Source organism: Cupriavidus sp. JZ107 (assembly GCF_053903255.1).
This window is the reverse complement of the sequence record NZ_CP096480.1, coordinates 2,134,084-2,159,457: the sequence shown is the minus strand read 5'-3', so window position 1 is coordinate 2,159,457 and position 25,374 is coordinate 2,134,084. Positions and strand designations below refer to the sequence as shown.

The following is a 25,374-nucleotide window of genomic DNA, read 5'->3' as shown; positions in this document are numbered from 1 at the left end:
CTTCCGAATGCCGCGCCAGTGTGCCGGCCTGGTCCGCCAACCTGGTTCCCGAACCTAGTCCGCCAACTGGCCGATTTCCCGCCGCCCACGCGGCGTCACGCGCAGCGCGCGCGACGAGGGCGTGCGCTCGATCCAGCGCCGCTGCAGCATCGCGTCGAGCAACGCCGCGCCCAGTGCGCCGCCCAGATGCGGCTTGCGTTCGCTCCAGTCGGGACAGGTGCAGGCGAACTGCCGGCGCTTGCGGCGGGCGCCGTCCAGATCCACGCCGAGTTGCACCATGCCGTGCGTGCCGTGCTCGGACAATTCCACCGCGCTGTCCCGCACCAGGATCCAGCCCGAACGCGTCATCCGCGCAAACAGATCGACCGCCAGCTCGCCGGCCAGATGGTCGTAGCAGGTGCGCGCGTGGCGCAGCGTCGCCGGCGCGGTGCGCGACGGCGGCACCGTTCGCAGGCGCGGCGGGCGGCTCGCCTGCGAGGCCGCGGCCAGCGCCTCGATCGCGACGCCGATCTCGGGCGCGGCCAGCCGGTAATAGCGATTGCGGCCATGCGTCTCGACCGCCAGCAGGCCGCCCTCGGCCAGCCGAGCCAGATGGCCGCTGGTCGACGAGGCCGACAGCCCCGCAATCAGCCCGAGCTCGCCGGCCGGTCTTGCGCTGCCATCCATTAACGCCCACAGCATCGCGGCGCGGCCCGGGTCGGCCAGCAGGCCGGCCAACTGACTGATGCTGGGAGCGTATTCCATAGTTCATTCCACGGTGAAACAACGATCGCAGTATAGGCCGATACTTGCCGATATCAACCTTGCCTTCCTTGTCGCGCATCCCATGATCCTGGACCCGACGAAGCCGCCTCCCGATCCGCTGGCGGCGGTAACGCATCGCGATCCCTATCGGTACTATCGCGAACTCGCGCGGCAGCAGCCGTTTCACCGCGACGCCATGCTGATGCTGTGGGTCGCCGCCGGCCCGGCCGAGGTGGCGGCGGTGCTGTCGCATCCGGCGTGCCGGGTGCGGCCGCCGGGACAGCCCGTGCCGCCGCCCCTCGCGCAGTCGCCCGCCGGGACGTTGTTCGCGCGGCTGATCCGCATGAACGACGGCCAGCGCCATGCGCCGTTGAAGGCCGTGCTGCAACGGCAGCTGGCAACGCTGGATGGGGACGACGTGCGCGCGGCCGCATCGGCATCGGCGCGCCTGTTGCCGGTGACGGACGATCACGCCGCGACCGCGAACCGCTGGGCCAGTGCGCTGCCGGTGATCGCCATCGCGCGTTTGCTGGGCTTCACCGCCGCGGACGACGGCGCCACCGCGAGCCGGATCGCCGCGCAGATCGCGAGCTTTGCCGCGGCCATGTCGCCGCTGGCAGGTCCGGCCGAGATCAACGCCGGCATCGACGCGGCGGCATCGCTGCAGACACTGCCGCTGCGTGTCGACACGCCGTGGGCGAAGGCGTTGTGCGCGGAGGCACGCGCCGCCGGTGTCGACGACGACGCGATCGCCGCCAATCTGCTGGGCCTGATGGTGCAGGGCTGCGAGGCCACCGCCGGGCTGATCGGCAATACGCTGTTGTGGCTTGCCGGCGATGCCGCTGGGGCCGACGATCCGAGCACCACGGTGGCGAAGGTGCTGCGCACCGATCCGCCGATCCACAACACGCGCCGCTTCATGGCCGAGGACGCGCTTGTCTGCGGCGTGCCGCTGCGGCGCGGCGACGTCATCCTGGGGCTGCTCGCCGCGGCCGCCGCATCGGAGCTCGAAGTGGACAATGTCTCGGCCAATACGCCGACGCTGGCCAAGCGCGGCGAGCGGGCCTGGACCTTTGGCCATGGCGCGCATCGATGTCCCGGCGATGCGGTGGCGGCGGCGCTGGCCGAAGCGACCGTCTCCGCGCTGCTGGCGCGCGGTATCGAGCCGGCCGCGCTGGCGCAGGCGTATCGTTATCGGCCGTCGCTGAACGCGCGGATCCCGCATTTCCTGTGATGCCCGAATGCCGTGATTCCAATGACCCCCACGATTCCCACGATCTTGCTGAGGACGCCCGATGATTGCCGTGATCTTTGAAGTCGAATTCGCCCCCGGGCAGAAGGATGCCTATCTCGATATCGCCGCACAACTGCGCCCCACGCTGGAAGCGATCGACGGCTTCCTTTCGGTCGAGCGTTTCCAGAGCCTGAGCACGCCCGGCAAGGTGCTGTCGCTGTCGTTCTTCCGCGACGAGGCGGCCGTGCAGGCCTGGCGCAGTACGATCGAGCACCGCCATGCGCAGGCCGCGGGCCGCGGCGGCGTGTTCGCCGACTACCGGCTGCGGGTCGCGCAGGTTCTGCGCGACTATGGCATGCATCGACGCGAGCAGGCACCGGGCGACAGCCGTGCCGTGCACGATGCCGCGGCCGACGGTCAGTGAGGGCGCGGCATGGATACGCATACGCTGGTTGCTCAAGCGCTGTTCATCGGCCTGACGTTCCTGCTGGCGGGCTTCGTCAAGGGCGTGGTGGGGCTGGGCCTGCCGACGGTCGCCGTCGGCCTGCTCGGGTTGGTGATGCCGCCGATGCAGGCAGCCGCGCTGCTGGTCGCGCCGTCGATGGTGACCAATGTGGTGCAGCTTGCCGCCGGCCCACGCTTCGGCGCGCTGGTGATGCGGCTCTGGCCGATGCTGCTCGGCATCGTGGCGGGCACGCTGGTGGCCGGCGCGCTGGCGCCGCCGTCGGCGATGCAGCACGCCACGGCGGCACTCGGCGTCGCATTGATCGCCTATGCCGCCGTCGGGCTGTCGTCGTGGCAGCTGAACGTGCCTGCCGCCCATGAGCGCTGGCTGGCACCGCTGATCGGGCTGGCCACCGGCGCGATTACCGCGGTGACCGGCGTGCTGGTGATCCCGGCGGTGCCGTATCTACAGGGGCTGCGACTGGCGCGCGAGGAACTGGTGCAGGCGCTGGGCCTGTCGTTCACGGTATCGACGGTGGCGCTGGCGATCAATCTGCTGATGCATGGCGTGCTGGGGCAGGCGCCGGTGCTCGGCGCCTCGCTGGCGACGCTGATTCCCGCGCTGGCCGGCATGTGGCTCGGCCAGAAGCTGCGCAACCGGATCAGCGCGGCGCTGTTCCGGCGGCTGTTCTTCATCGGGCTGCTGCTGCTCGGCGCGGATTTGGCCTGGCGCGGCTGGCATTGACCTCGTCCCTGCGCGCGGCCGCGTATCGGCATGCCGCATAATGGCCTTCCGACTCGTGGACCCTGCCATGGGCCAACTCGCAAGGCTGACCGATGCCGACCCAACGCCGCCGCACCGTCAATCCGTGGGCCAAGCTTGGCAAGACCGCCGCCCGCCAGATGCAGCAGATGCAGCGCGCGGTCGCGCGCACCGTCACCAAATCGGTCGCGCGCACCGTCGCCAATACGGTCGCGCATTCCGTCACGCAGGCCGCGCATCAAGGCAAGGAAGCGCGGCGCGTGCTGTCCGGTGTCGCCTCGCCGGTGCCGGCGCCGGCGAGCCGCGGCGGCGGCCGCTGGCTGGATGGCGTCTGGGGCTTCGGGCCGCTGGCGCAGCGCCACTATCGGCTGTTCATCCCTTCTGGAATCGGCGCGTCGCGGCCCGCGCCGCTGCTGGTCCTGCTGCATGGCTGCGGACAGGATGCCGCCAGCTTCGCCGCCTGCACCCGCGTGGCGGCGCTGGCGCGGGCGCGCCGTTGCATCGTGCTGCTGCCCGAGCAGTCCTCGCGCGCCAATGCGCACCGATGCTGGAACTGGTTTCGGGGCGAGGCGCAGGCCGCGGCGGAGGCCGGCCTGTTGATGGGGATGATCGACGATGTCTGCCGCATGCATCCGGTGCAGCCCGAGCGGGTGCATCTGCTTGGTCTCTCCGCCGGCGGCGCGATGGCGTTGATGCTGGCGCTGCGCTATCCCGACCGCTTCGTCGCGGTGGGTTCGCACTCTGGAGCGGCCCCGCATCTGGCCCGCAATGCGACCCAGGCAGGCCGCGTGATGCGCGGCTCGCTGAACGGACACACGGCCGCGCAGCTGCAGGCGCTGCGGCTGCAGTTGCGCGGCAGGACACCGCCGCCGCTGCTGTTGATCCATGGCGATGCCGATCGTGTGGTCGCCTACGACAACGCGATTGCCAGCGCGACGCTATGGCTGTCGCTGTCGACGCCCGGCGCGTTGCCGGCCGCGGCGGCCCAACCGTCGGTGCGCGTGCTGCGGCGGGGCGAGCGCCGACCGGTCGTGGTGCATGACTGGCGCCGCGACGGCGGGCTCTATATCCGGCTGGTACGTGTCGAAGGCCTGGGCCATGCGTGGAGCGGTGGCGCGGCCAGCCAAGCCTATGCCGATCCGGCGGGACCCGATGCGCTGCGGATCGCGTGGGCGTTCTTTGCCGCGGTCGCGCCGGCACCCGTACGAAGGCGCGCGGTCGCCTGAGCGTGGCTCGCTCAGTCCTGCCGCCGCGCACCGGGCGCGACGATTTCGACATCGGATTGCGCGCAGGCCACGCAAGGCAGCAGATAGCCGTCGTCCTTCTCGTCGGGACTCAATCCCGGCCATTCGATCCGATAGCGGATGCTGCCGGACGCCAGCCGGCACAGGCAGGCGCGGCAGGTGCCGTTGCGGCAGGAGCTGGGCAGGCGAATGCCGGCGCGCAAGGCGGCCTCCAGGATCGATTGCGTCGGCTCGGCGGCGAACTCGAGCCCCGAGGGGGCGATACGCACGCGCAGCGGCGGCGCGTTGTTCGGCTCTCTCATCAGCGCGTTGTTCGGCTCGCTCATCGGCTCGCTCATCGGCTCGCTGGACACCTCGCTCATCGGCGTCCCTCGTTGTCGTGATCCACCCGCGGAAACTGCGCGCGGCCATGGGTGGCATCGCGCAGCGCCGCCTGCGCGGCTTCGACATCGCTGGCGGGCAGCCTGACGATCAGCCGGGCCGTCGAACCATAGGCGCTGTCGGCCAACGTGTGACCGGTCTGTTCGAGCCAGCGTCGCACCCGTGCCTCGTCGGCATAGTCGACCTCGACGGCGAAGCTCGCATACGCGATGCGCTCGACCCGCTCGGCGGTCTTCAGCGCGGCGGCGATCGCATCGGTATAGGCGCGCACCAGTCCCCCCGCGCCGAGCTTGATGCCGCCGTAGTAGCGCACTACCGCGGCCAGCACGCCATCGAGCTCGTGATGGCGCAGCACTTCGAGAATCGGCCGCCCCGCGGTGCCCGACGGCTCGCCGTCGTCCGACATGCCGGATTGCCCGCCCGCCAGCAGCGCCCAGCAGATATGCGTGGCGGTGGGATGCTCGGCACGCAGCGTCTGCACGACCCGCATCGCTTCGTCGCGATCGGCGACCGGCACGGCAACGGCGAGAAAGCGGCTCTTGCGGATATCGAGCTCGGCGTGGACGGGTGAGGAGAGGGTGTACGTGGGCAAGGCGGCGACAGCGGGGAAATGGCAACGGCGGGGCCAGTGTATCGCAGTGGCGATTCGGCTCGACGGAGAGACCGTTGCTGGTAGGCTGTCAGCCTCGCCGTTCGAACCGGCTGCCTGATCGACTGATACCCATGCCGCCTGACCACGTCCATCCCAACCACCGCCGCATCGCCCCCGCCGCCGAGCGCAACCGCGAGCCGATTCTCGAGGTGCTGCGGCGCGTCCTGCCGCCGGCCGGCACCATTCTGGAGATCGCCAGCGGCACCGGCCAGCACGCCAGGCACTTCGCCGCCGCCAATCCGGAATGGGTCTGGCAGCCCAGCGACCCGGATCCGGCGGCGCGGCGGTCGATTGCGGCGTGGAAGGCGGAGGCGGGTTTGCCGAATCTGCGCGACCCGCTGGCGCTGGACGTGGGCCAGGCCGATTGGGGCATCGATCATGCCGATGGCGTGGTCTGCATCAACATGATCCATATTGCGCCGTGGCGGGCCGCCGAGGCGCTGTTCGCGGGCGCCGCGCGGTTGTTGCCGGACGGCGGCGTGCTTTATCTGTACGGGCCCTACCGCCGCGACGGCGAGCACACGTCGCCGAGCAACGCGATCTTCGACGAGCAGCTGCGCGCGAGCGATGCTTCCTGGGGCGTGCGCGAGATGGAGGCGGTGATCGCGCTGGGCGACAGCGCCGGGCTGCGCTTCGAGGAAGCGGTGCCGATGCCGGCGAACAACTTCAGCGTGGTGTTCCGCAAGACCTAGCGCGAGCGCGGCCGGGCCTCTCGCCGAGCACCGCACCGGCAGCGCCAGGCCGTCAGCCCCGCACCAGCATCACCACCGCGATCGCGATCAGGCAGGCCGAGAACCACGCGCGCAGCCGGCGTTCGGGCATCCGGTGCGCCAGCGCGACGCCCCACGAGATCGTCAGCATGCCGCCCAGCGACAGCGGGATACCGCTGGCCCAGTCGACGTGGCGCGCCTGCGCATAGGTCGCCAGCGCGACCACCGCGCCGGGCGTGACCAGAGCCAGTGCCAGTCCTTGCGCCGCCGCCTGGCGAAAGCCGAACAGGCCGACCAGCGCCGGCGCCGCGACCACGCCGCCGCCCACGCCAAAGAACCCGGACATCGCGCCGCCGACGACGCCGACCGCCGGAATCCAGCGCGGCGACAGCCGCTGCTGCTGCGCCGTGACCGCGCGTTCGGGCAACAGCCGCCACAGGAAATAGACGGCCATGCCGATCATGAACAGCGCGAAGATCCGCCGCAGCAGCGCCGCGTCCATCTCCGTCGCCAGCCGCGCGCCGGCATAAGTGGCGAGCACCGCGGACAGGCCGAGCACCAGCGCGGTACGCAGCGCGATATCGGCGCGGCGCCGGTACTGCCAGAAGCCGATCAGCACATTGGGGGCGATCATCACCAGCGCGGTGCCCTGCGCCAGCTGCTGGTCCATGCCATAGAGCAGGCCCAGCGCGGGGATCGCGATCAGGCCGCCGCCGATGCCGAACAGTCCGCCGACTGCGCCGAGCGCACCGCCGAGAAGGAAGGTCAACAGCGCGGGGAGCAGCGGAATATCGGGCATCGTCGGTCGAGGTTGGCGTGGCGGGCGCCACCGCGGCGCCTCGCGCAAAGGTATCGATCATAAAACATGGGCGCACCGCGCACACGGCCGATGTCAGGGCATTCCCTCGGAAACGCGCGCTGCAAGCTAATCGTCAAGATCTTGAAAGCCGATTGAAATCCCGTTTCGCTCCAATGCCGCCGGAGATCGTGCCAGGCCCGCCGATATAGCGCCGAACAACGCCAACAGAGCGAAGCGCGGCGGCCGCACGGTCGCGTCGCGCCGGCATTGCCGGCGCGCTTCGTGTCTGCGTTGCCTGAACCGAGCCTGTCATCGTGCATGTCCGTCGTCATCGCTGTACCCACCTCCGCCTGTTGCTCGCGCCGATCGCTGCCTCGCTGCTGCTGGCCGCGCCGGCCCGTTTCGCCGCCGCGGCGCCGTCCACTGCCGTCGCAACGCAGCCGGACGGCGAATGCCGCGCGCCCGGCGCCGGCGCGACGCTGACGTTGTCCGAGGCGCGCGCGCTTGCGCTGCGTTGCAATCCGGAGCTGATCGCGGCACGCCGCGCCGTGCAGGCCAGCGAGGCCGACATCCAGATCGCCGGGCAGCGTCCGAACCCGGTGCTGAGCGTGGGCGTGGAGAACATCAACCCGCACGCCGGCGTCGGTGCCGGCAGCTGGCGCAACAAGACCGTCGATTCGACGGTGCGCATCGACCAGGTCATCGAGACCGCCAACAAGGCCGGCCTGCGCGTCAAGACGGCGCAAGCCGCCAACGTGGCCGCGGGCCGCCAGATGCAGGCGGCCACCGTCCAGCAGATCGCCGCGCTGGAGCAGGCCTTCATCGACGCGGCGGTCAGCCAGCAGCGCGTCGACGTGCTGACGCAGACGCTGGCGTTGTACGAGCGCACCCAGCAGGCCAACCAGACCCGCTACAAGGCCGGCGACCTGGCGCGCGCCGACGTGACCCGGCTCGAGCTCGATGCCTTGCGCGCCCGCGCCGACTGGCGCGACGCGCGGGCCGATCATCAGCGCGACATGGCCGAGCTGGCGCAGCGCATCGGCGTCCCCGGCACGCTGCAGGACGTCGCGCTGTCGCCGCAATGGCCGAGCCTTGCCGAGCCGGTGCCCACGCTCGACGAGCAGGCGCTGCAGGCGCGGCCCGATGTCGCCGCGGCGCAGGCGCGTCTGCAGGGCGCCGCGGCCGCGCGCGAGCTGGCGCGCGCGGGGCGGGTGCCCGACGTGACGGTCGGCGCGCAGGCCGAGCGCTATCCGGCGTCGGCCACCAACCAGCAGGGCAGCGGCAACAGCTTCGGCGTGTTCGTCAGCATCCCGCTGTATGTCCGCCACAGCTATGGCGGCGAGGCGCAGCGCGCCGAGGTCGATTACTACGCGGCGCTGGACGAGCGCAACCGCGTGCTGCTGGCAGCGGGCAACGAGGTCGGCCGGCTGCGCACCGCGCTCGATGCCGCGCGCGACTCGCTGCGCCAGATCGACGAGGCGGTGCTGCCCGCGGCGGAGCGGGTCGCCGCCGACGCCGAGTTCGCGTTCGGCAAGGGCGCGATCGGCGTGCTCGAACTGCTCGATGCTCGCCGCGCGCTGCGGCAGACGCGACTCGACGCCGCGCAGGCGCGGGGAACCTATGCCAAGGCGCTTTCCGCCTATCTGGCCGCCACGCGCACCGCGGATGACCCGGTCGCCGGGCCCGCGGCCGGCCCCGCCGATCTGCCGCTGCAAGACGTCGCTCCCTACCTTTCCGTTCACTAGCCGGACACCTTCCGGCATTCCGATCCCCGTCGCCATGACCCTCCGTTCCCTGTTGACGATCGTCCTGCTCGGCACACTGCTGGGCCTGAACGCATGCGGCCGCAAGGCCGAACCGGAGTCCGAGTCGCCGCGCGTCGAAGGTGCGGCCATCATCTTCCCCGATACGGTCAAGTCGTTGCCCGGCGTTTCCGCCGAGCCGGTGCGGCGCGGCGCCGAGCGCGTGCTGACGCTGCCCGGCCGGCTGGTCTGGAACGAGGACCGTACCGTGCGCGTGACCAGCCCGTTCGCCGGCCGCGTCGCCGAGATCCTGGTGCAGCCCGGTACCACCGTCGCCGCGGGCCAGCCGCTGGCGCTGCTGTCCTCACCCGACTTCGGCGCGGCGCAGGCCGACGCGCGCAAGGCGGCCGCCGATGCCGCGTTGGCGTCCAAGGGGCTGGCGCGGCAACGCGAGCTGTATGGCGCCGGCATCGTCGCGCAGAAGGACCTGGAGCAGGCCCAGGCCGAAGCCGCGCGCGCCAGTGCCGAACTGCAGCGCGCGCAGGCGGCGCTGCGGCAGGTCGGCGGCGAACTGGGCAAGCCGGGGAGCGTGGGCGTTGGCGCGCCGGATCGCTTCGCGCTGCGCGCGCCGATCTCCGGCCTGGTGGTCGAACGCAACCTGAACCCCGGCATGCAGCTGCGGCCGGACCAGCCGCCTGCCGCGCCGTTGTTCCTGCTGACCGACCCGTCCGATCTGTGGGCGCAGCTCGATGCGGCCGAGGCGGATCTGGCGCTGTTCCGCCCGGGCGGCAGCGTGACGCTGACTTCGGCCGCCTATCCGGGCGAGTCCTTCCCCGCCAAGGTGGTCAAGATCGCCGACTATGTCGATCCGGCCGCGCGCAGCATCAAGGTCCGTCTGTCGGTGCCGAACGCCCAGCGCAAGCTGAAGGCCGAAATGTTCGTCACCGCGCGGATCGAGGCGGCGGGCTTCGACGGCATCGCGGTGCCGGCCCGCGCTGTGTTCCTCGCCGACAACCATCACTATGTGTTCGTGCGCGCCGATGCGCATCGCTTCGAGCGGCACGAGGTCAAGGTGGGCGCGAGCCTGCCGGGCCTCACCGAGGTGGTGTCGGGGCTCGAGCCCGGCATGCAGGTGGTGACCGAAGGCAATCTCTATCTGCAGGACATCCTGCGCGATGCCAGCGCGGCGCAGGCCGCGCTGCGCCAGCAAGCTCGATGAGGCCGGCCGCGTCATGATCTCCCGCATCGTCCATTTCGCGCTGCACCAGAAGCTGTTCGTCTGGATGGGGCTGGCGCTGTTCGTCGCCGGCGGCCTGGCGGCCTTCAAGAACCTGCCGATCGAGGCCTTTCCCGATGTCTCGGACGTGCAGGTCAACGTGATCACGCTGTATCCGGGCCGCGCGGCCGAAGAGGTCGAGCGCCAGGTCACGATCCCGATCGAGACCGCGCTGGCCGGCACGCCCAATTCGGTGCGGGTGTTCTCGCACACGCAGTTCGGCCTGTCCTATCTGATGGTGACCTTCAACGACAAGGCCACCGATGTCACCGCGCGCCAGCAGGTGATCGAGCGCCTGCGCGGCGTCGATCTGCCCGACGGCGTGCAGCCCGACCTGGCCCCGCTGTCGACCGCGATCGGCGAGATCTACCGCTTCCGCCTGAAGGGCAAGGGCCATACGCCGCAGGAGCTGCGCACGCTGCAGGACTGGGTGGTCGAGAAGAACCTGCGCCAGGTGCCCGGCGTCGCGGACCTGGTGACGATCGGCGGCACCATCAAGCAGTACGAGGTCAACCCGAACCTGGCGCGCATGCGCGACGCGCATGTCTCGCTGGCGCAGCTGTTCGAGGCGCTGCAGCGCGGCAACTCGAACGCCGGCGGCGGCGCGGTCGCGCAAGGGCGGCAGCAGTTCCTGCTGCGCTCGCTGGGGAGCTTCCGCAGCTCGGCCGATATCGCCAACGTGGTCGTGTCCGAGGTCAACGGCACGCCGATCCTCGTCAAGGACATCGCCGAGGTGCGCGTCGGCGCCGCGCCGCGGCAGGGCCTGATGGCGCAGGACGACGAAGAGGACATCGTCTCCGGCATCGTGGTGATGCGCAAGGGCGAGAATCCCTCCGAGGTGCTGACGGCGCTGAAGGCGAAGATCGCGCAGCTCAACGAGCAGATCCTGCCGCGCGGCGTCGAGATCGTGCCGTACTACGACCGTGCCGACCTGATCGACAAGACGCTGCACACGGTGTTCGGCAACCTGGTCGAGGGCGCGCTGCTGGTGATGGCGGTGCTGTACCTGTTCCTGGCCAACGTCCGTGCCGCGGCGATCGTTGCGCTGGTGATTCCGCTGGCGCTGCTGTCGACGTTCCTCGGCCTGACCTGGGTCGGCATTCCGGCCAACCTGCTGTCGCTGGGGGCGATGGACTTCGGCATCATCGTCGACGGCGCGGTGATCGTGGTCGAGAACATCTTCAAGCGCCTCGGCGAGCTGAAGGAGCAGAAGATCCGCGACAGCCGCGCGCGGCTGCAGGCGATCGCGCGCGCCGTCACCGAGGTGGGCCGGCCCACGGTGTTCTCGATGGTGATCATCATCGCCGCGCACCTGCCGATCTTCACGCTGCAGCGCCACGAAGGAAAGATCTTCGCGCCGATGGCGTACACGGTGACGGGCGCGCTGGTCGGCTCGCTGATCGTGTCGCTGACGCTGGTGCCGCTGCTGTGCTACCTGCTGCTGAAGAAGGACATCGCGCACCACGACAACGCGGTGGTGCGGCTGTGCAAGCGCGCCTATGCGCCGATGCTGGCATGGGCGCTGGACCACAAGCGGGCGGTGGTGGCCAGCGCGGTGGCGCTGCTGGTCGTCACCGCCGGCGTCGGCAAGCTGCTCGGCAGCGAGTTCCTGCCCGAGCTCGACGAGGGCGCGATGTGGGTCAGCTTCGACCTGCCGGCCTCGGTATCGACCGACGAGGCGCGCGAGCAGGCGGCGCGGCTGCGCCGGACGATCCGGCAGACGCCCGAGGTCAAGTCGACCATCTCGAAGGTCGGCCGGCCGGACGACGGCACCGATCCGAAGCTGATCAATACGGTCGAGATCCTGGTCGACCTGAAGCCCGAAGCGCAGTGGCGGCGCGGCTTCGACAAGCGGCGCATCATCGGCGAGATCAACGCGAACCTGCGCAAGCTGCCCGGCATCGAGCCGAACTTCTCGCAGCCGGTGCGCGACAACATCCTCGAGAGCATCTCGCAGATCAAGGGCCAGATCGTCATCAAGGTGCAGAGCGACAGCCTCGAACAGAACAAGCGCGTCGCCGACCAGATCCTGGCCAACGTGCAGACCGTCCCGGGCGTGATGCGCGCCTTCATCGACCGCGACGGCGAGCTGCCGCAGTATCTGCTCGACTTCGACCGGGCCCAGGCGGCGCGCTACGGCATCAATGTGGCCGACGTGCAGGACCTGATGGAGACCGCGCTGGCCGGCAAGGCGGCCACCGAGCTGTGGGAGGGCGAGAAGCACTTCAGCGTGGTGGTACGGCTGGCGCCCGGCGAACGCGCGCTGCCGAACCTGCCGAACATCCTGATGCAGACCGCCGAGGGGGCGCAGGTGCCGCTGTCGCAGCTGGTGCATTTCCATGCGGCGTCCGGTGCGATGAACATCAGCCGCGAGAACGGGCAGCGCACCACATCGATCGGCGTGTTCATCCATGACCGCGACATGGGCAGCGTGGTCAAGGACATGCAGGCGCTGGTGGCGAAGAACGTGCGCGCCGACGACGTCAAGATCGGCTGGTCCGGCGAGTTCGAGAACCAGCAGCGCGCGATGGCACGGCTGTCGATCGTCGTGCCGCTGTCGGTGCTGCTGATCTTCCTGCTGCTGTTCCAGGCATTCAAGTCGTTCAAGAGCGCGACGCTGATCCTGTCGAACATCCCCTTCGCGCTGGTCGGCGGCGTGTTCGCGCTGTTCCTGACCGGCATTCCGCTGTCGGTGTCGGCGGCGATCGGCTTTATCGCGCTGTTCGGCCAGGCGGTGCTCAATGGCGTGGTGATGGTGACCTACTTCAACCAGCTGCGCGAGCAGGGGCTGCCGCTGCGCCAGGCGGTGCTGGCCGGGTCGATGGACCGCCTGAGGACCGTGCTGATGACCGCGCTGCTGGCGATGCTGGGGCTGTTCCCGATGGCGGTCTCGCGGGCGATCGGCTCGGAGACGCAGCGGCCGCTGGCGATCGTGATCATCGGCGGGCTGATTACCGCGACCGTGCTGACGCTGATCGTGCTGCCGACGCTGTACGAATGGATGGTTGGCCGCAGTTGGCCGGATGAGGCGGCGGAGGAGGAGGGGGAAGCCGTGGAGGTTCGGCGGGATGACGCGGCGGTGGTTTGAACGGTCGTTGTAACACCACCTCCCTCTCCCCAACCCTCTCCCCCGTGAGGGGGAGAGGGAGAACCCCTTGAGCATGTCGAACGCCCGCGGTCTGTTCCCCTCTACCGCTTGCGGGAGCGGGGCGGGGAAGAGGGAGAACTCGAGCGTGTCGAATCCCTGCGGTCTGCTCCGCTCTCCCGCTCGGGGGAGGGGCGGGGGAGAGGGCAAACAACGCCCGTTATCCGTCGGCCCCCGCAACGTCCCTCACTACGCCGGCCCGCAGCATCTCCGCGATCTGCCTTTCGCCATACCCGCATTCCGCCAGCAACGCCCGTGTATCCTCCCCCAGCCGCGGCGAAGGCCGCACGTACCGCGCCGGCGTCTCCGACAGCTTGATCGGCAGCCCGATGCTCTTTACGGGCCCGGCCTCGGGATGCTGCTGCTCGACCACCATCTCGCGCGCCAGCGTCTGCGGGTGCGACAGCGCCTCGCCGATCGAATGCACCGGCCCGGCCGGCACGCCCGCGGCATCGAATGCCGCCAGCCAGTCGGCCGACGGCTTCGTGCGCAGGATCTCGGCCATCGCGGGCAGCAAGGTGTCGCGGTGGCGCATGCGGTCGGAGTTCAGCCGATAACGCGGATCGCTCAGCCACTCGGGCCTGCCCAGCACCTGCGCGATCCGTTCCCAGTTCTTCTCGTTGGCGCCCCCGACGATGATGTGGCCGTCCTGCGTCGGAAAGGCCTGGTACGGTGTCGCCAGCACATGCGCCGAGCCGCTCGGGCCCGGCGACTCCCCGGTGGCGAAATGGATCGCCGCATGCCAGTACAGCTGCTGCAGCCCGGCCTCGATCAGCGAGGTCTCGACGATCTGGCCGCGTCCGGTCTTCTGCTTGTGCTGATAGGCGGCCAGGATGCCCACCGCCGCCAGGATGCCGGCGTTGATATCGGCGATCGAGTTGCCGGTGCGCAGCGGCGGGCCGCCTTCCTCGCCGGTGATGCTCATCAGCCCGGTATAGCCCTGCGCGATCAGATCGAAGCCGCCCTTGTCGGCGGCCGGGCCGGTGCGGCCATAGCCCGAGATCGCGCAATAGATCAGGCCGGGATTGATCTCCGACAGCACGTCGTAGCCGAGCCCGAGTTTTTCGAGCGTGCCCTTGCGGAAGTTCTCGATCAGCACGTCGGCGTCGCGCACCATCCGCAGCAGCACCTCCTTGCCCTCGGGCGTCTTCAGGTCGAGCGCGATCGCGCGCTTGTTGCGGTTCAGCATCAGGAAGGGCGCCGACACGCCGTTGATGCGTGGATCGCGATAGCCGCGCGCATCGTCGCCGCCGTCGGTCTTCTCGATCTTGATCACGTCCGCGCCGAGGTCGGCCAGCATCATGCCGCAGGTCGGGCCGGCCATGATCTGGGCCAGCTCGAGCACGCGCATGCCGGAGAGGGCGCCGGCCTGCGCAGTGCGTTCGGATTGCATGGGGGATGCCATCGCTGTCCTTTCGATATGGTTGCCGCTCAGCGGCCGTGGAACTCGGGCGTCTGCTTGGCGAGGAAGGCGCGATAGCCGGTGCGGAAGTCCTCGGTATCGAAGCAGTCGAACGCCTCGTCGCGCTCGCGCTCGCCCAGCGGTGTGCCGGCCGCCAGCTGGCGCGCGAACTTCTTGTGCCAGCGTGCGACCAGCGGCGCGCCGCTGGCAATGCGCTGCGCGGTCGCGGCCGCCTCGGCGGCGACCTGGTCGTCGGGCACCACGCGCGATACCAGCCCCATGCCATGGGCCTCGTCGGCGCCGACGATCCTGCCTTCGAACAGCAGCTCGAGCGTGCGCGACTCGCCGATCAGCCGGATCAGCGGCGCCATCTCGGCATGGGCCATCACCAGCCCGAGGTTCTTGATCGGCGCGCCGAAGCGGCTGCCCTGGCCGCAGATGCGGATGTCGGCCATCGCCGCGATCTCCAGTCCGCCGCCGACGCAGATGCCGTGGATCTGCGCGACCACCGGATGCCGGCAGTCCTGCAGCGCCTGCGCGGTGGCATGCATCACCTTGCCGTAGGCGGTGGCCTGCGCCTTGTTCGAGCGCGCCTGGGCGAACTCGCCGATATCGTTGCCCGGCGAAAAGGCCCGCTCGCCGGCGCCGCGCACGATCACGCAGCGCACGCCGTCGTCGGCGGACAGCGCGCGGAAGGCCTCACCCAGCTGCTGCCACATCGACAGCGTCATCGCGTTGAGCTTGGCCGGGCGATTGAGCACGACGGTCGCGATGGCGCCATCGCGAATCGTCAGCACGGGACTGTCGTCGGTGCTGTCCTGCCGCGAGTCGGATCGGGGGTCGGGAGAAGCGGAAGCGGGCATCACGGTCATCGAAGGCGCTCCTGGAGGGGTTGGCTGACGGCTCGGCTGACGGCCCGGCAATACGACGTCTTGCCGCACCGTTGATTTGGTATACCATATCCCAAATCAACGCCTTCACAAAGGATGCATCGCCCATGGTTTACCCGGTAAACGAACGGGAAGACGCTCCCGCAACGCTGGCGCCGGACCTGCCGCAAGCGCGCGCCGGCGGCGAGCGCGGCCGGCGCACCGGTCCCGCGACCGTTGCCGCGCCGCTGTCCGCGGACGGCGACGACCCGCTGGCGATCGCGCATCCGACGCTGGCCGCGGTGGTCGCCGAGCGCCTGCGGCACTTGATCATCGACGGCACGCTGGTACCCGGCGTCTGGCTCAACGAGCGCGATCTGTGCGAGCGGCTGCGCGTCTCACGCACGCCGCTGCGCGAGGCCTACCGGATCCTTGCCGCCGACGGGCTCGTGATGCTGCTGCCCAAGCGCGGCGCGCAGGTGATCGCGATGTCCGAGCGCGATGTCGCCGATGTGTTCGACGTGCTCGCCGTGCTGGAAGGACTGACCGGAAGGCTGGCCGCCGAGAAGGCCAGCGACGAGGAGCTGGCGCAGATTGCCCGGCTGCATCGCGCGATGCTGGACGCCTACGCCGCCCGCGATCTGCACGCCTACTACGAGGCCAGCATGGGCACCCATCTGGCGATCAGCGCCGCCGCCCATAACCCCACCCTGGCGGACACGCATCGCCGGCTCAATCTGCGCGTGCAGAACCTGCGCTTCCGCTCGAACCAGGACCAGGACGAATGGGCCCACGGCGTGGACGACCACCAGCGCTTCGTCACCGCGCTGCTGGCGCGCGATGGCGCCACGGTCGAGACGCTGATGCGCGAACACGCGCTGCAGAAGAAGGCAGTGGCGATGCGCGCGGCGCGCGAGCGCGAGGCCGCCGCGGCGCGATAGTCGCAAACAGTTATTTCGGCTGTAACGCCGCATTACGCGGCGAGCGCGGCCTCATCACCGGCCGCATGCGGGCAAGACAGGTACAACGGCCGCTATCTTCGGCCGGCAATGGCGTGGCCGTTCGCCGCCACGGTATCCACGGCAGTCTCCAAGGTCTGCCCGCTTGTGAGACTGGCTTACAACTGCATCCGTCCAGGACCGTTCCAGATCGCTACAGTCGAGCCATGTTCAACGCGCCGCCAAGCCGGGCAGCGCATCAGGAGAAAAACATGACTCGCCAATTGCTGATCGCACTCGGAACGCTGGCCGCCGGCGCGATGTTCGGTCTTGTCTCGCCCGCCCAGGCGCATTCGGACCGCCACGATCATCGGCATGGCTACCATCGGCACGAGCACTATCGTCCGGCTCCGCCGCATGTGCGGCACCGCCACCATCGCCACGACTACCATCGCTACCATGCGCGTCCGCACCACGGCCATGGCCATTACGTATCGCGCCCGGGACACCGCTATGTGCCCGAGCGCTGGGTCCGGGACTCGCACGGGCATGTCGTGCGGCGCCCCGGGTATTGGACCCGCTAAGGGGCGGCAGACGAATCGGCCTGCGGGTGCGCGCATGAACGGCCGCGCAGCCGCAAGGTCATCAGCACCGCCAGCGCGGCGGCAAGCGTTCCGACCATGAAGACCTGCGCGTGGCCGAACTGGTCGGCGACGCAGCCCGCCAACGGACCGGTCGCGCCGTAAGCGAGGTCCTGGAACGCCGCGAAGCCGCCGATCGCGGTACCGCGCAGATGCGCGGGCACGCGTCTGACCGCCTCCAGCCCCATCGACGGGAACACCATCGAGCAGCCGATGCCGGTCAGCAACGCGCCGATCATCGCCACGCCGGGCCCGGGTGCGAGCCACAGCATCGCCTGTCCCGCGGCTTCGACCAGCAGCGAGACCAGCGCCACCGGCACTCCGCCGAACCGGTCCGGCAAGGTGCCGCACAGCAGGCGAATCGCGACAAAGCCCAGGCCGAAACAGGTCAGGCCGTAGCCGGCGCCATGCCAGCCATTGGCCAGGAAATACAGCGGGAAGAAGGCGCCCAGCGCGGCGAAGCCGATGCCCTGCAGGCCGACCACGACGCCTGGTTGCCAGATGCGTCCCAGCACCTGCACGAACGGCGAGCGCGGTCCCGTCTTCGGCGGTGCAGCCGGTACCGTTCGCCACAGCATCAGCGCGCCGAGCACCGGCATGGCGGCGCAGACCAGCATCAGCCCGGCAAAGCCGCAGCGCTCCAGCAGCCACAGCCCCACCGGCCCGCCCGCGGCGAACGCGCCGTACATGCCGGTGCCGACCAGCGCCATCACCAGGCCCGAGCGCGCCGGTCCCATCGTCGCCATGCCCCAGGCGAGCATGCCGACCAGCGCCGCGCTTTCACCAAGCCCGAGCAGCAGCCGGCCCGCGAGCAGCACCGCATAGGCGGCCGTGCCGTGGCCGAGCGATGGCAACGACGACCACCAGCACAACAGCGCCGCGAGCGCGTACAGGAAGAGACCGCGGAACATCGCGGCCTTGCCGCCGCGTTCGTCGGCCAGCCGTCCGGCCCAGCCGCGGCTCAGGATCGTGGACAGGAAGGCAATGCCGACGGCCAGGCCGGAGCCGACATTGCCCATGCCCAGGGCCTGCACGACATGGAGCGCCACGGCGGGCATCGCCATGGCGACAGCGAGGTAGGTCAGAAACAGCGCGACGGTCATCCAGACCAGCCGGCGCAGCGAAGAATCTTGCAGGACGTTCGACATCGACCGCCACTCCTTCACAGAGAGGGCGGCACCGGAACGGTCGACGGACGGGAAACGACGCAGACGCGAGGGATGACGCAAGCGGCCAACGCACACCGCCAGTCGGCACGCGGGTGCCGCTGGTGATGCGTTGATTCACGTAAACGCTTACGGCCGCGCCGCCCGGAACATCGTTGTCGAAAACGACGTCGGGAACGCAGCGGGGGCGATTCTAACCGCGTTCCCGGCGCGCACAATAAAAAACCCTCGCCTCAACGAGGCGAGGGTTTGCGTGCCGGCGCGTATCGCGCCGAGGCAGGCCGGGGATGCGGGCCGATTACAGCGCCGCGTCCTTCAGCTTCTTCAGCGCGCGGACCTTGACCTTGACCGAGGCCGGCTTGGCAGCGAACCACTGCTCCTGGCCGGTGAACGGGTTCTTGCCGAAACGCTTCTTGGTGGCGGGCACTTGCACGGCGGTGACCTTCAGCAGGCCGGGCAGCGTGAATTCGCCCGCGCCCTTCTTGTTCAGCGCGCCGATCATGGTGCTTTCCAGCTGCGCCAGCACGGTCTTGACCGTCTTCGGATCGAGCTCGGTCTGCGCGACCAGGTGCGACACCAGGCTGGACTTGTTGAAGGTGTCCTTCAGCGGCTTGGGCGTCGGCGCTGCGGCCGGCGCAGCCTTCTTGGCGGCCTTCACCGGAGCGGCGGCCTTCTTGGCGGGCGCCTTGGCGGCGGTCTTGGTTGCTGCAGTCTTCGCGGTCGGTTTAGCTTTGGTGGCCATATCGATGTCGTGAACAGGTTCAATGTTGGAGCGCAGTACCGTCGGATGCCGCCGGGCAGCGCCGCGCACAGAATAGCAAAACGCGCGAACGGTGCCTATTTTCAAGGGGTTTTCGGCGTGATTTGGCGGTTGGGCCGTGCAATGTGTCGCGCGGATGCCACCATCCTCGCGGCCGTCGCCGTCGCGATGCCATGCGCGCTCCGATCCGGTGCCCCGATCAGCGGCGTTGCGCGACCCAGATCCCGGCCACGATCGCGGCCAGTCCGACCCCGTGATACCAGTTCGGCCACTCGCCGAGCAGCAGCGTGGACAGGATCGCGGCGAAGGCCGGCGTCAGCGTGACGAAGAACACCGGCAGCTGCGCGCCGGCGCGCGCGACGGCGCGATCCCAGGCGAAATACGCGAGCAGGGACGGCACCGTGGCGACGTAGGCCAGGATGCCGAAGGTGCTGGGGCTCCAGACGATGGTCTGGCCGGCGATGCCCAGCTCCCAGGCGACGAAGGGCACGCTGACCACCACGCCGGCGACGATCTGCGCGTACAGCAGCACGATCAGCGGCAGCGCCGGCCGCTGCTTGCGCAGCAGCCACGTATAGCCGCTCCAGGCGAGCGTCGCCGCCAGCATGAACAGGTCGCCGGGCACGAAGTCGAGTTGCGCGAGCCGGCCCAGCTCGCCGCGCACCAGCACGAACGTCACGCCGACCAGGCACAGCAGCGCGCCCGTGATATGGCTGCGCGTGGCCGGCTCGCGGAAGAACGTCACGCCGACTGCCAGCAGGAACAGCGGCATCGACGCGCCGATCAGCGTCACGTTGATCGGCGTCGACGTCGTCAGCGCCAGATATTGCAGCGCGTTATAGCTGGCGATCGACAGCACGCCGAGCGCAAGGATCAGCCCCGCGTGGCGCCGCAGCGCCGCCGCGTGCTCGCGCACGCCGCTCCACGCCAGCGGCGTCAGCAGCAGCCCGGCCAGCAGCCAGCGCAGAAAGTTCAGCGTGATCGGCGGCACGGCACCGGCCGCCAGATGGCCGACGATGGCGTTGCCGGCCCAGCTCAACGGCGGGAAGGCCAGCAGGAAGAGGGTCAGCCAGCCGGCGCGCGAGCCGGCGATCGGGGAGGTGGGCATACGAAAGGAGGGCGCGAACGCGCAGGCGTCGGTGCCGGCGGCGCGGTGGCGTGGACACTGGAGCGCGCATTATGCCGCCAACAGTGGCTTCGGACGCGCCAGGCCCCGCATTTTCAGGGGGATTGCAAGCTCGCAACCCTACCGGCGTGCTACCCCCGATCGGGGATGGCGTATTCAACCTCGGTTACCGCAGAGTGCAACCGAAATCAGTACGGCGGCGGAGCGTTAGGGCATACCATGTCCGCTTTCCGCCGGTCTGGCAGCTCAAACGGTCACGCCATGTACGCCATCCTGCCCGCCTTCGTCTCGTCGATCTTTCTCGGTTACGGCCTCTACGTGCTGGTGACGAGGGGCGTCACGCGCCTGACCACGACCTTCTTCCTGATGTGCGCGACCACGTTCGCGTGGCAGGGCACCTGGGCCTTCCTGTTCCAGACCACGCATCCCGACGTGGCGCTGCTGCTGGCCAAGGTCGGCTATCTGTTCATCGTCTTCCTGCCGACCACCTTCTATCACTTCATCACCGAAGTGACCGAGCGCCGCGGCGAGCGGCCGTGGCTGCTGGTGTCCTACGGCATGTCGCTGCTGCTGGCGGTGGTGTTGCTGGTATCCGATCGGCTGGTCTCCGACTACTACATCTACAGCTTCGGCAACTACCCGCGCGCCGGGATCCTGCATCCGATCCATGTCGCCCAGACCGTGCTGCTGGCGCTGCGCAGCGGCTGGCTGCTGCTCGATGCGCGCCGCGACGCGGTGGGCGAGAAGCGCCAGCGGCTGACGCTGTGCCTGTGGAGCCTGGGCCTGTATTCGCTGGCGGCGATCGACTATGCGGTCAACTACGGCCACGACATCTATCCGCCGGGCGTGGTCTTCATCGCCGTGAGCCTGGGCATCATCGCGCTGTCGATCGTGCGCTACGACCTGATGCATCCGTACTCGCTGGCCGCCACCGTGGCCCACGAGGTGCGCACGCCGCTGGCGACCATCCGCATGCAGACGCAGGAGCTGGCGGTCGCCTGGCCGACCGTGCTGGATGGCTACCGCCGCGCCGTCGAGCACGGCCTGATCGAGGACAGCCTGCGCCCCGGCCAGCTCGAGCGGCTGCCGACGCTGCTTCGCGCGATCCGGAGCGAGGTCGATGGCACGCAGGCGGTGATCGAGATGGCGCTGGCGTCGATCACGCTGGAGCGGCTGGACCGCGGCAGCTTCGTGCCGCACGGCGTTGCTCATTGCGTCGAGTCCGCGCTGGAGCGCTATCCGTTCCGCCCCGGCGAACGCGAGCGGGTTTCCGTGCAGTCGATACCGGCCGGCTGGCGCTTCCGCGGTTCAGACACGCTGCTGGTCTACGTGCTGTTCAATCTGCTGAAGAACGCGCTGCAGGCGATGCGCGCGCACCAGCGTGAGGCCCGCGACGGCGGGCGCATCGAGATCTCGGCGTGCGAATCGGGCGGCTTCTATCAGCTGCGCGTGCGCGATACCGGTCCCGGCATTCCGGCGGACGTGCTGCCGCGCATCTTCGATCCGTTCTTCTCGACCAAGCCGCACGGCAGCGGTGCCGGCATGGGGCTGGCGTTCTGCCGGCGCGTGATGGAGGCCTTCGGCGGCCGCATCGACTGCGCATCGGCGCCCGGCCGGCATACCGTCTTCACGCTGCATCTGCCGGTCGCCGTGGCGGCCGAGCCGCCGGAGCCGGCGAACGCGGCGGCCTCGATCGGCCCGCTCGACACGCTGGAGCGGATCGAGCCGATGCAGCCGATCCAGCCTATCCAGCCGCTCGGCCACGGCACGGCCGCCTGACGCGACGGCCGTGCCGCGGGGTCAGCCCGAGCGGCGGACCTGCTCCGCTACTAGTTGGCCAGCACCGGCGCGCTCACCTCATACTCCTTGACCCGCTCGACGATCTCCTTCGGGAATCGCGCGATCCGCTTCTCCTTGTCGGCGAACACGATCTGCTGGTAGCCCAGCGACACCGGCCGCTCGTCGACGCAGAAGCGGAACAGCAGATACGCCGAGCACTGCTTGACCTGGAAGGTGTTCAGGTAGCAGTCCACACGCTGGAACGGAAAGGTCTCCTCGACATATTCCTGGTGCGCGCGCTTGGTCACGAAGACGCCGCCCGCGGCCAGCAGATTGCCGTGGATGCATTCGTGGAACCAGCGCTCGCGGCAGATGCCCTGCCATTCGAAATAGCGCGCGAAGTAGGTGTTCATGAAGGCGTTGGAATCCTTCAGATAGATGTCGATCGTGTGGTGGAACGTCTTGCGGGGAGGGGTTTCGACCTGGTCCTGCGCCAGCTGGCCGGTACCGCGGTTCAGGATGTGGGGAATCACGTCACGCATCAACATGGAAAAAGCTCCTGGATCAATGGCTGCGAGCGGCAGCCTCGCTTGCCCCCGGGGGAGAGGGGGCATGGCGCATTCTGGCCGCAGACCCTGCACGGACGTCACCCAACCTTTGCGGGTAGACGAGAAGCGGCGCACGTAAGCGGAACTTGCCATTGCCGTCCCGCCGCTGACTGCGTGATGCCGCACCAACCCGCGGTAAACCCTAGTGGTATAGGTAACTAGACCTTATTACAGTGGCAGTTCGCCGAGCCCGCTCATCGAGTCCGCTCACTGAGTCCGCTCACTGAGTCCGCTCACTGAGTCCGTTTCCCGCGGCCGCGCGTGCGTTTGCATCGTGCCTGTCCGCTGCCCTGCGCCGCGCTTCGGCCCACCGTCTGCCACCCATCGATGTCCGATTCCCTGTCCTCGACCGAACTGTTGTCGCGCAGCCGCGAGCCGGTCTATCTGCAGCTGGCGACCATCTTTCGCCGCCGCATCGAGAGCGGGGTCTGGCGTCCCGGCGAACGGATACCGTCGCTCGAGGACCTGTGCCGGCAATACGGGGTCGCGCGCATGACGATGCACCACGCGCTGTCGGTGCTCGACGACGAAGGCCTGGTCGCGCGCTCGCGCGGGCGTGGCACCTTCGTCAAGGGCGGCTGCAAGCGCCGCCGGCCGGTGTCGCTGCCGGTCACCTGGGGCCAGGCGGTCCAGGTCGGCGAGCAGCTCGGCACCGAGGCGCTGGTCGAGTCGGCGGGCAGCGTGCCGTTGCCGGACGAGCTGGGCCTGCCCTGCGAGGCCGAGCGCGCGTGCGCCTACCATTTCCTGCGCCGGCTGCACCGGCTCGACGGCCGGCCCTTCGCGATCGGCGAGGTCTATATCGAGGAAGGCCTGTTCGCCCGCAACCCGCGCGCGTTCCGGCAGGGCGCGTCGGTGCCGGTGCTGGACCGCTTTCCGGGGCTGCGGGTATCGAGCGCGCGGCAGCGGCTGTCGATCATCGCGGCCGGCGCGGAATCGGCCGCGGCGCTGGCGCTGCCGGTCGGCGCGCCGGTGGCCGAACTGCGCCGCCATGCGTGCGCCGATGGCGTGATCGTCTATTACGCGCGCATCGAATTTCCGACCGAATACGTCTGCCTCGACTTCGACCTGCTCGACCCCGGCGGCCTGGCCGGATGATGGCGAAAGCCGGCGCACCGAATCCGCACCGATCCCCCAACCGATTTCAATTCGACCGACCTGACACCAAGGAAGCGCGCAATATGGAGACCAACCCCACCCAGCAAGCCGGGCAGACGCTGAACGGCGCCGAGAGCCTGGTCAAGACCCTGCTCGCCTGCGGCGTCGATACCTGCTTCGCCAATCCGGGTACCAGCGAGATGCATTTCGTTGCGGCGCTCGACCGCATCCCCGGCATGCGCTGCGTGCTGGGTTTGTTCGAGGGCGTGGTGACGGGCGCCGCCGACGGCTATGCCCGCATGGCCGACAAGCCGGCGGCGACGCTGCTGCATTGCGGACCCGGTCTCGCCAACGGCCTGGCCAATCTGCACAACGCGCGCCGCGCGCAGACGCCGATCGTCAATATCATCGGCGACCAGGCCACCTATCACCGTCCGCTCGATGCGCCGCTGACAGCCGACACCGAGGGCTGGGCGCGTCCCGTATCGGTCTGGACCCGCACCGCGCAGCGCGCCGATCAGGTCGGCGCCGATGCCGCGGCCGCGGTGCAGGCCGCCTGCGCCGCCCCCGGCGGCGTGGCCAGCCTGATCCTGCCGTCCGACGTGTGCTGGGACGAAGGCGGCAAGGTGGCCGCGCCGCTGCCGCCGCTGAGCGCGCCCAAGGTGTCCCCGGACGCGATCGAGCAGGCCGCGCGCTGGCTGCGCTCGGGCCAGCCGACGCTGCTGGTGCTGGCCGGCACGGCGCTGCGCGAGGCGCCGCTGGCCGATGCGCACCGCATTGCCGCCGCCACCGACGCGCGGCTGATCACGCCGATGTCCAATGCGCGCGTGTCGCGCGGGCGCGGCCGCTTCGCCGTCGAGCGCGTGCCTTACTCGGGCGACGCCGCGCGCGCCAGGCTGGCCGGCATCCGCCAGGTGATCCTGGTCGGCGCGCCGCCACCGGTGACCTTCTTCGCCTATCCCGGCAAGTCGCCGCGCCCCTATCCCGAGGACGCGCAGATCCATGTGCTGGCCCGTCCGGAGCAGGACCTGGCCGATGCGCTGGCGCGCCTGGCCGACGCGCTCGGCGCGCCAGCGGTGCCGGTGCCTGATGGCGCCACCCCGGCTGTCGCACCCGCCGGCATCGCCAAGGGTGCGGTGACGTCGGAAGCGGTCGCGCAGACGCTGAGCGCGCTGCTGCCGGAGCAGGCGGTCGTGGTGGAGGAAAGCGTCAGCTTCGGCCGCGCCTTCTATCCCGGCACCGTGCATGCCGCCCCGCACGACTGGCTGCAGCTGACCGGCGGCGCGATCGGCGCCGGCCTGCCACTGGCGGTGGGCGCCGCGGTGGCGGTACCCGACCGGCGCGTGGTCGCGCTGCAGGCCGACGGCTCCGGCATGTACACGGTGCAGTCGCTGTGGACGATGGCGCGCGAGCAGCTCGACGTCACCGTGGTGGTGCTGGCCAATCGCAAGTACGCGATCCTGCTGGGCGAACTGGCCGGCGTCGGCGCCAATCCGGGCAAGACCGCGCTGGACATGCTGGACATCGGCAATCCCGATCTCGACTGGGTCAAGCTGGCCGCGGGCATGGGCGTCGAGGGCGCGCGCGCGGTAGACATGGAGAGCTTTGCCGATCTGTTCGCGATGGCGAACAAGCGCAAGGGGCCGTTCTTGATCGAGCTGCTGATTTGAGCTTTTGGGGGCGGGGTTGGTGCGCTGGCCCTCTCCCCAGCCCCTCTCCCCCAGCCCCTCTCCCCCAGCCCCTCTCCCGCAAGCGGGAGAGGGGAGCAATCCAGCGGAATTTTCCTAGACCGAAGGCGTTCTCCCTCGCTTGCAAAGCGGAGGAGCGCAACAGACCGCTGTGATGACGAACAACCA

General features: G+C 69.7%; 23 protein-coding genes. 13 read left to right on the top strand and 10 right to left on the bottom strand.

Going from position 1 to position 25,374, the window contains the following annotated elements:
* Positions 1-54: 54 nt before the first annotated feature.
* Positions 55-744, bottom strand: a complete 690-nt coding sequence (locus M1D55_RS09325; protein ID WP_064576803.1) for an ArsR/SmtB family transcription factor — start codon at positions 742-744, stop codon at positions 55-57.
* Here M1D55_RS09325 and M1D55_RS09320 point away from each other — a divergent pair.
* The 4 genes from M1D55_RS09320 (at position 725) to M1D55_RS09305 (ending at position 4,411) form a co-directional block, all read left to right on the top strand.
* Positions 725-1,978, top strand: coding sequence for a cytochrome P450 (locus tag M1D55_RS09320; protein ID WP_456280717.1), 1,254 nt, complete (start codon positions 725-727; stop codon positions 1,976-1,978). The two genes, M1D55_RS09325 and M1D55_RS09320, sit on opposite strands and share 20 nt — an antisense overlap.
* A gap of 61 nt (positions 1,979-2,039) precedes the next feature.
* Entirely contained in the window at positions 2,040-2,402 is a 363-nt protein-coding gene (locus M1D55_RS09315) for an antibiotic biosynthesis monooxygenase family protein (protein WP_456280716.1), read from the top strand.
* A gap of 9 nt (positions 2,403-2,411) precedes the next feature.
* On the top strand, positions 2,412-3,167 hold the full coding sequence (locus M1D55_RS09310) for a sulfite exporter TauE/SafE family protein (protein ID WP_456280715.1): 756 nt from the start codon (positions 2,412-2,414) through the stop codon (positions 3,165-3,167).
* A gap of 92 nt (positions 3,168-3,259) precedes the next feature.
* Positions 3,260-4,411, top strand: a complete 1,152-nt coding sequence (locus M1D55_RS09305) for an extracellular catalytic domain type 1 short-chain-length polyhydroxyalkanoate depolymerase (protein ID WP_456280714.1) — start codon at positions 3,260-3,262, stop codon at positions 4,409-4,411.
* An 11-nt stretch (positions 4,412-4,422) separates the two neighbouring features.
* On the opposite strand, the gene M1D55_RS09300 is transcribed toward M1D55_RS09305, so the two are convergent.
* Positions 4,423-4,731, bottom strand: a complete 309-nt coding sequence (locus tag M1D55_RS09300; RefSeq protein WP_456281337.1) for a 2Fe-2S iron-sulfur cluster-binding protein — start codon at positions 4,729-4,731, stop codon at positions 4,423-4,425.
* A 56-nt stretch (positions 4,732-4,787) separates the two neighbouring features.
* Positions 4,788-5,402, bottom strand: coding sequence for an IMPACT family protein (locus M1D55_RS09295; RefSeq protein WP_456280713.1), 615 nt, complete (start codon positions 5,400-5,402; stop codon positions 4,788-4,790).
* 131 nt (positions 5,403-5,533) lie between these two features.
* Here M1D55_RS09295 and M1D55_RS09290 point away from each other — a divergent pair, with 131 nt between their 5' ends.
* Positions 5,534-6,154 (top strand): DUF938 domain-containing protein, encoded by a 621-nt coding sequence (locus tag M1D55_RS09290; protein WP_006579246.1) that lies wholly within the window; start codon positions 5,534-5,536, stop codon positions 6,152-6,154.
* 52 nt (positions 6,155-6,206) lie between these two features.
* Here M1D55_RS09290 and M1D55_RS09285 read toward each other — a convergent pair whose 3' ends face one another.
* Positions 6,207-6,971: a sulfite exporter TauE/SafE family protein gene (locus tag M1D55_RS09285; protein ID WP_456280712.1), complete on the bottom strand. Its 765-nt coding sequence runs from the start codon at positions 6,969-6,971 to the stop codon at positions 6,207-6,209.
* A 314-nt stretch (positions 6,972-7,285) separates the two neighbouring features.
* On the opposite strand from M1D55_RS09285, the gene M1D55_RS09280 reads away from it, so the two are divergent.
* Genes M1D55_RS09280 through M1D55_RS09270 form a run of 3 tightly spaced genes read left to right on the top strand, consistent with a single transcriptional unit; the run spans position 7,286 to position 13,077 of the window.
* Positions 7,286-8,716 carry a TolC family protein gene (locus M1D55_RS09280; RefSeq protein ID WP_456280711.1) on the top strand — a complete coding sequence of 477 codons (1,431 nt, stop codon included), beginning with the start codon at positions 7,286-7,288 and terminating at the stop codon, positions 8,714-8,716.
* A gap of 34 nt (positions 8,717-8,750) precedes the next feature.
* The gene (locus M1D55_RS09275) at positions 8,751-9,932 is read left to right on the top strand and encodes an efflux RND transporter periplasmic adaptor subunit (protein ID WP_456280710.1); all 1,182 of its coding nucleotides are present in this window, start codon (positions 8,751-8,753) and stop codon (positions 9,930-9,932) included.
* 13 nt (positions 9,933-9,945) lie between these two features.
* A complete protein-coding gene (locus M1D55_RS09270; protein ID WP_064576843.1) occupies positions 9,946-13,077 on the top strand; it encodes an efflux RND transporter permease subunit in 3,132 nt (1,043 codons plus the stop codon).
* Positions 13,078-13,294: 217 nt separating this feature from the next.
* Here M1D55_RS09270 and M1D55_RS09265 read toward each other — a convergent pair whose 3' ends face one another.
* Together M1D55_RS09265 and M1D55_RS09260 are read right to left on the bottom strand one after the other, a co-directional pair.
* On the bottom strand, positions 13,295-14,527 hold the full coding sequence (locus M1D55_RS09265) for a CaiB/BaiF CoA transferase family protein (protein ID WP_456280709.1): 1,233 nt from the start codon (positions 14,525-14,527) through the stop codon (positions 13,295-13,297).
* 38 nt (positions 14,528-14,565) lie between these two features.
* Positions 14,566-15,408: an enoyl-CoA hydratase/isomerase family protein gene (locus M1D55_RS09260; RefSeq protein ID WP_231906554.1), complete on the bottom strand. Its 843-nt coding sequence runs from the start codon at positions 15,406-15,408 to the stop codon at positions 14,566-14,568.
* A 125-nt stretch (positions 15,409-15,533) separates the two neighbouring features.
* Here M1D55_RS09260 and M1D55_RS09255 point away from each other — a divergent pair, with 125 nt between their 5' ends.
* Positions 15,534-16,346, top strand: coding sequence for a GntR family transcriptional regulator (locus tag M1D55_RS09255; protein ID WP_456280708.1), 813 nt, complete (start codon positions 15,534-15,536; stop codon positions 16,344-16,346).
* 269 nt (positions 16,347-16,615) lie between these two features.
* The gene (locus tag M1D55_RS09250; RefSeq protein ID WP_082928631.1) at positions 16,616-16,927 is read left to right on the top strand and encodes a hypothetical protein; all 312 of its coding nucleotides are present in this window, start codon (positions 16,616-16,618) and stop codon (positions 16,925-16,927) included.
* On the opposite strand, the gene M1D55_RS09245 is transcribed toward M1D55_RS09250, so the two are convergent.
* The 3 genes from M1D55_RS09245 to M1D55_RS09235 form a co-directional block, all read right to left on the bottom strand.
* A complete protein-coding gene (locus M1D55_RS09245) occupies positions 16,924-18,132 on the bottom strand; it encodes an MFS transporter (protein ID WP_456280707.1) in 1,209 nt (402 codons plus the stop codon). The genes M1D55_RS09250 and M1D55_RS09245 overlap by 4 nt on opposite strands.
* 316 nt (positions 18,133-18,448) lie before the next feature.
* Positions 18,449-18,892, bottom strand: coding sequence for an HU family DNA-binding protein (locus tag M1D55_RS09240; protein WP_006579425.1), 444 nt, complete (start codon positions 18,890-18,892; stop codon positions 18,449-18,451).
* A gap of 217 nt (positions 18,893-19,109) precedes the next feature.
* The gene (locus tag M1D55_RS09235; RefSeq protein ID WP_023263969.1) at positions 19,110-20,018 is read right to left on the bottom strand and encodes a DMT family transporter; all 909 of its coding nucleotides are present in this window, start codon (positions 20,016-20,018) and stop codon (positions 19,110-19,112) included.
* 279 nt (positions 20,019-20,297) lie between these two features.
* Here M1D55_RS09235 and M1D55_RS09230 point away from each other — a divergent pair, with 279 nt between their 5' ends.
* Entirely contained in the window at positions 20,298-21,815 is a 1,518-nt protein-coding gene (locus tag M1D55_RS09230; protein WP_456280706.1) for an ATP-binding protein, read from the top strand.
* A gap of 50 nt (positions 21,816-21,865) precedes the next feature.
* Here M1D55_RS09230 and M1D55_RS09225 read toward each other — a convergent pair whose 3' ends face one another.
* Positions 21,866-22,363, bottom strand: coding sequence for an acyl-CoA thioesterase (locus tag M1D55_RS09225; RefSeq protein WP_006579723.1), 498 nt, complete (start codon positions 22,361-22,363; stop codon positions 21,866-21,868).
* A 387-nt stretch (positions 22,364-22,750) separates the two neighbouring features.
* On the opposite strand from M1D55_RS09225, the gene M1D55_RS09220 reads away from it, so the two are divergent.
* The gene (locus tag M1D55_RS09220; RefSeq protein WP_006579724.1) at positions 22,751-23,518 is read left to right on the top strand and encodes a GntR family transcriptional regulator; all 768 of its coding nucleotides are present in this window, start codon (positions 22,751-22,753) and stop codon (positions 23,516-23,518) included.
* A gap of 119 nt (positions 23,519-23,637) precedes the next feature.
* A complete protein-coding gene (locus tag M1D55_RS09215; protein WP_456281336.1) occupies positions 23,638-25,188 on the top strand; it encodes an acetolactate synthase large subunit in 1,551 nt (516 codons plus the stop codon).
* The last annotated feature ends 186 nt before the right edge of the window (positions 25,189-25,374 follow it).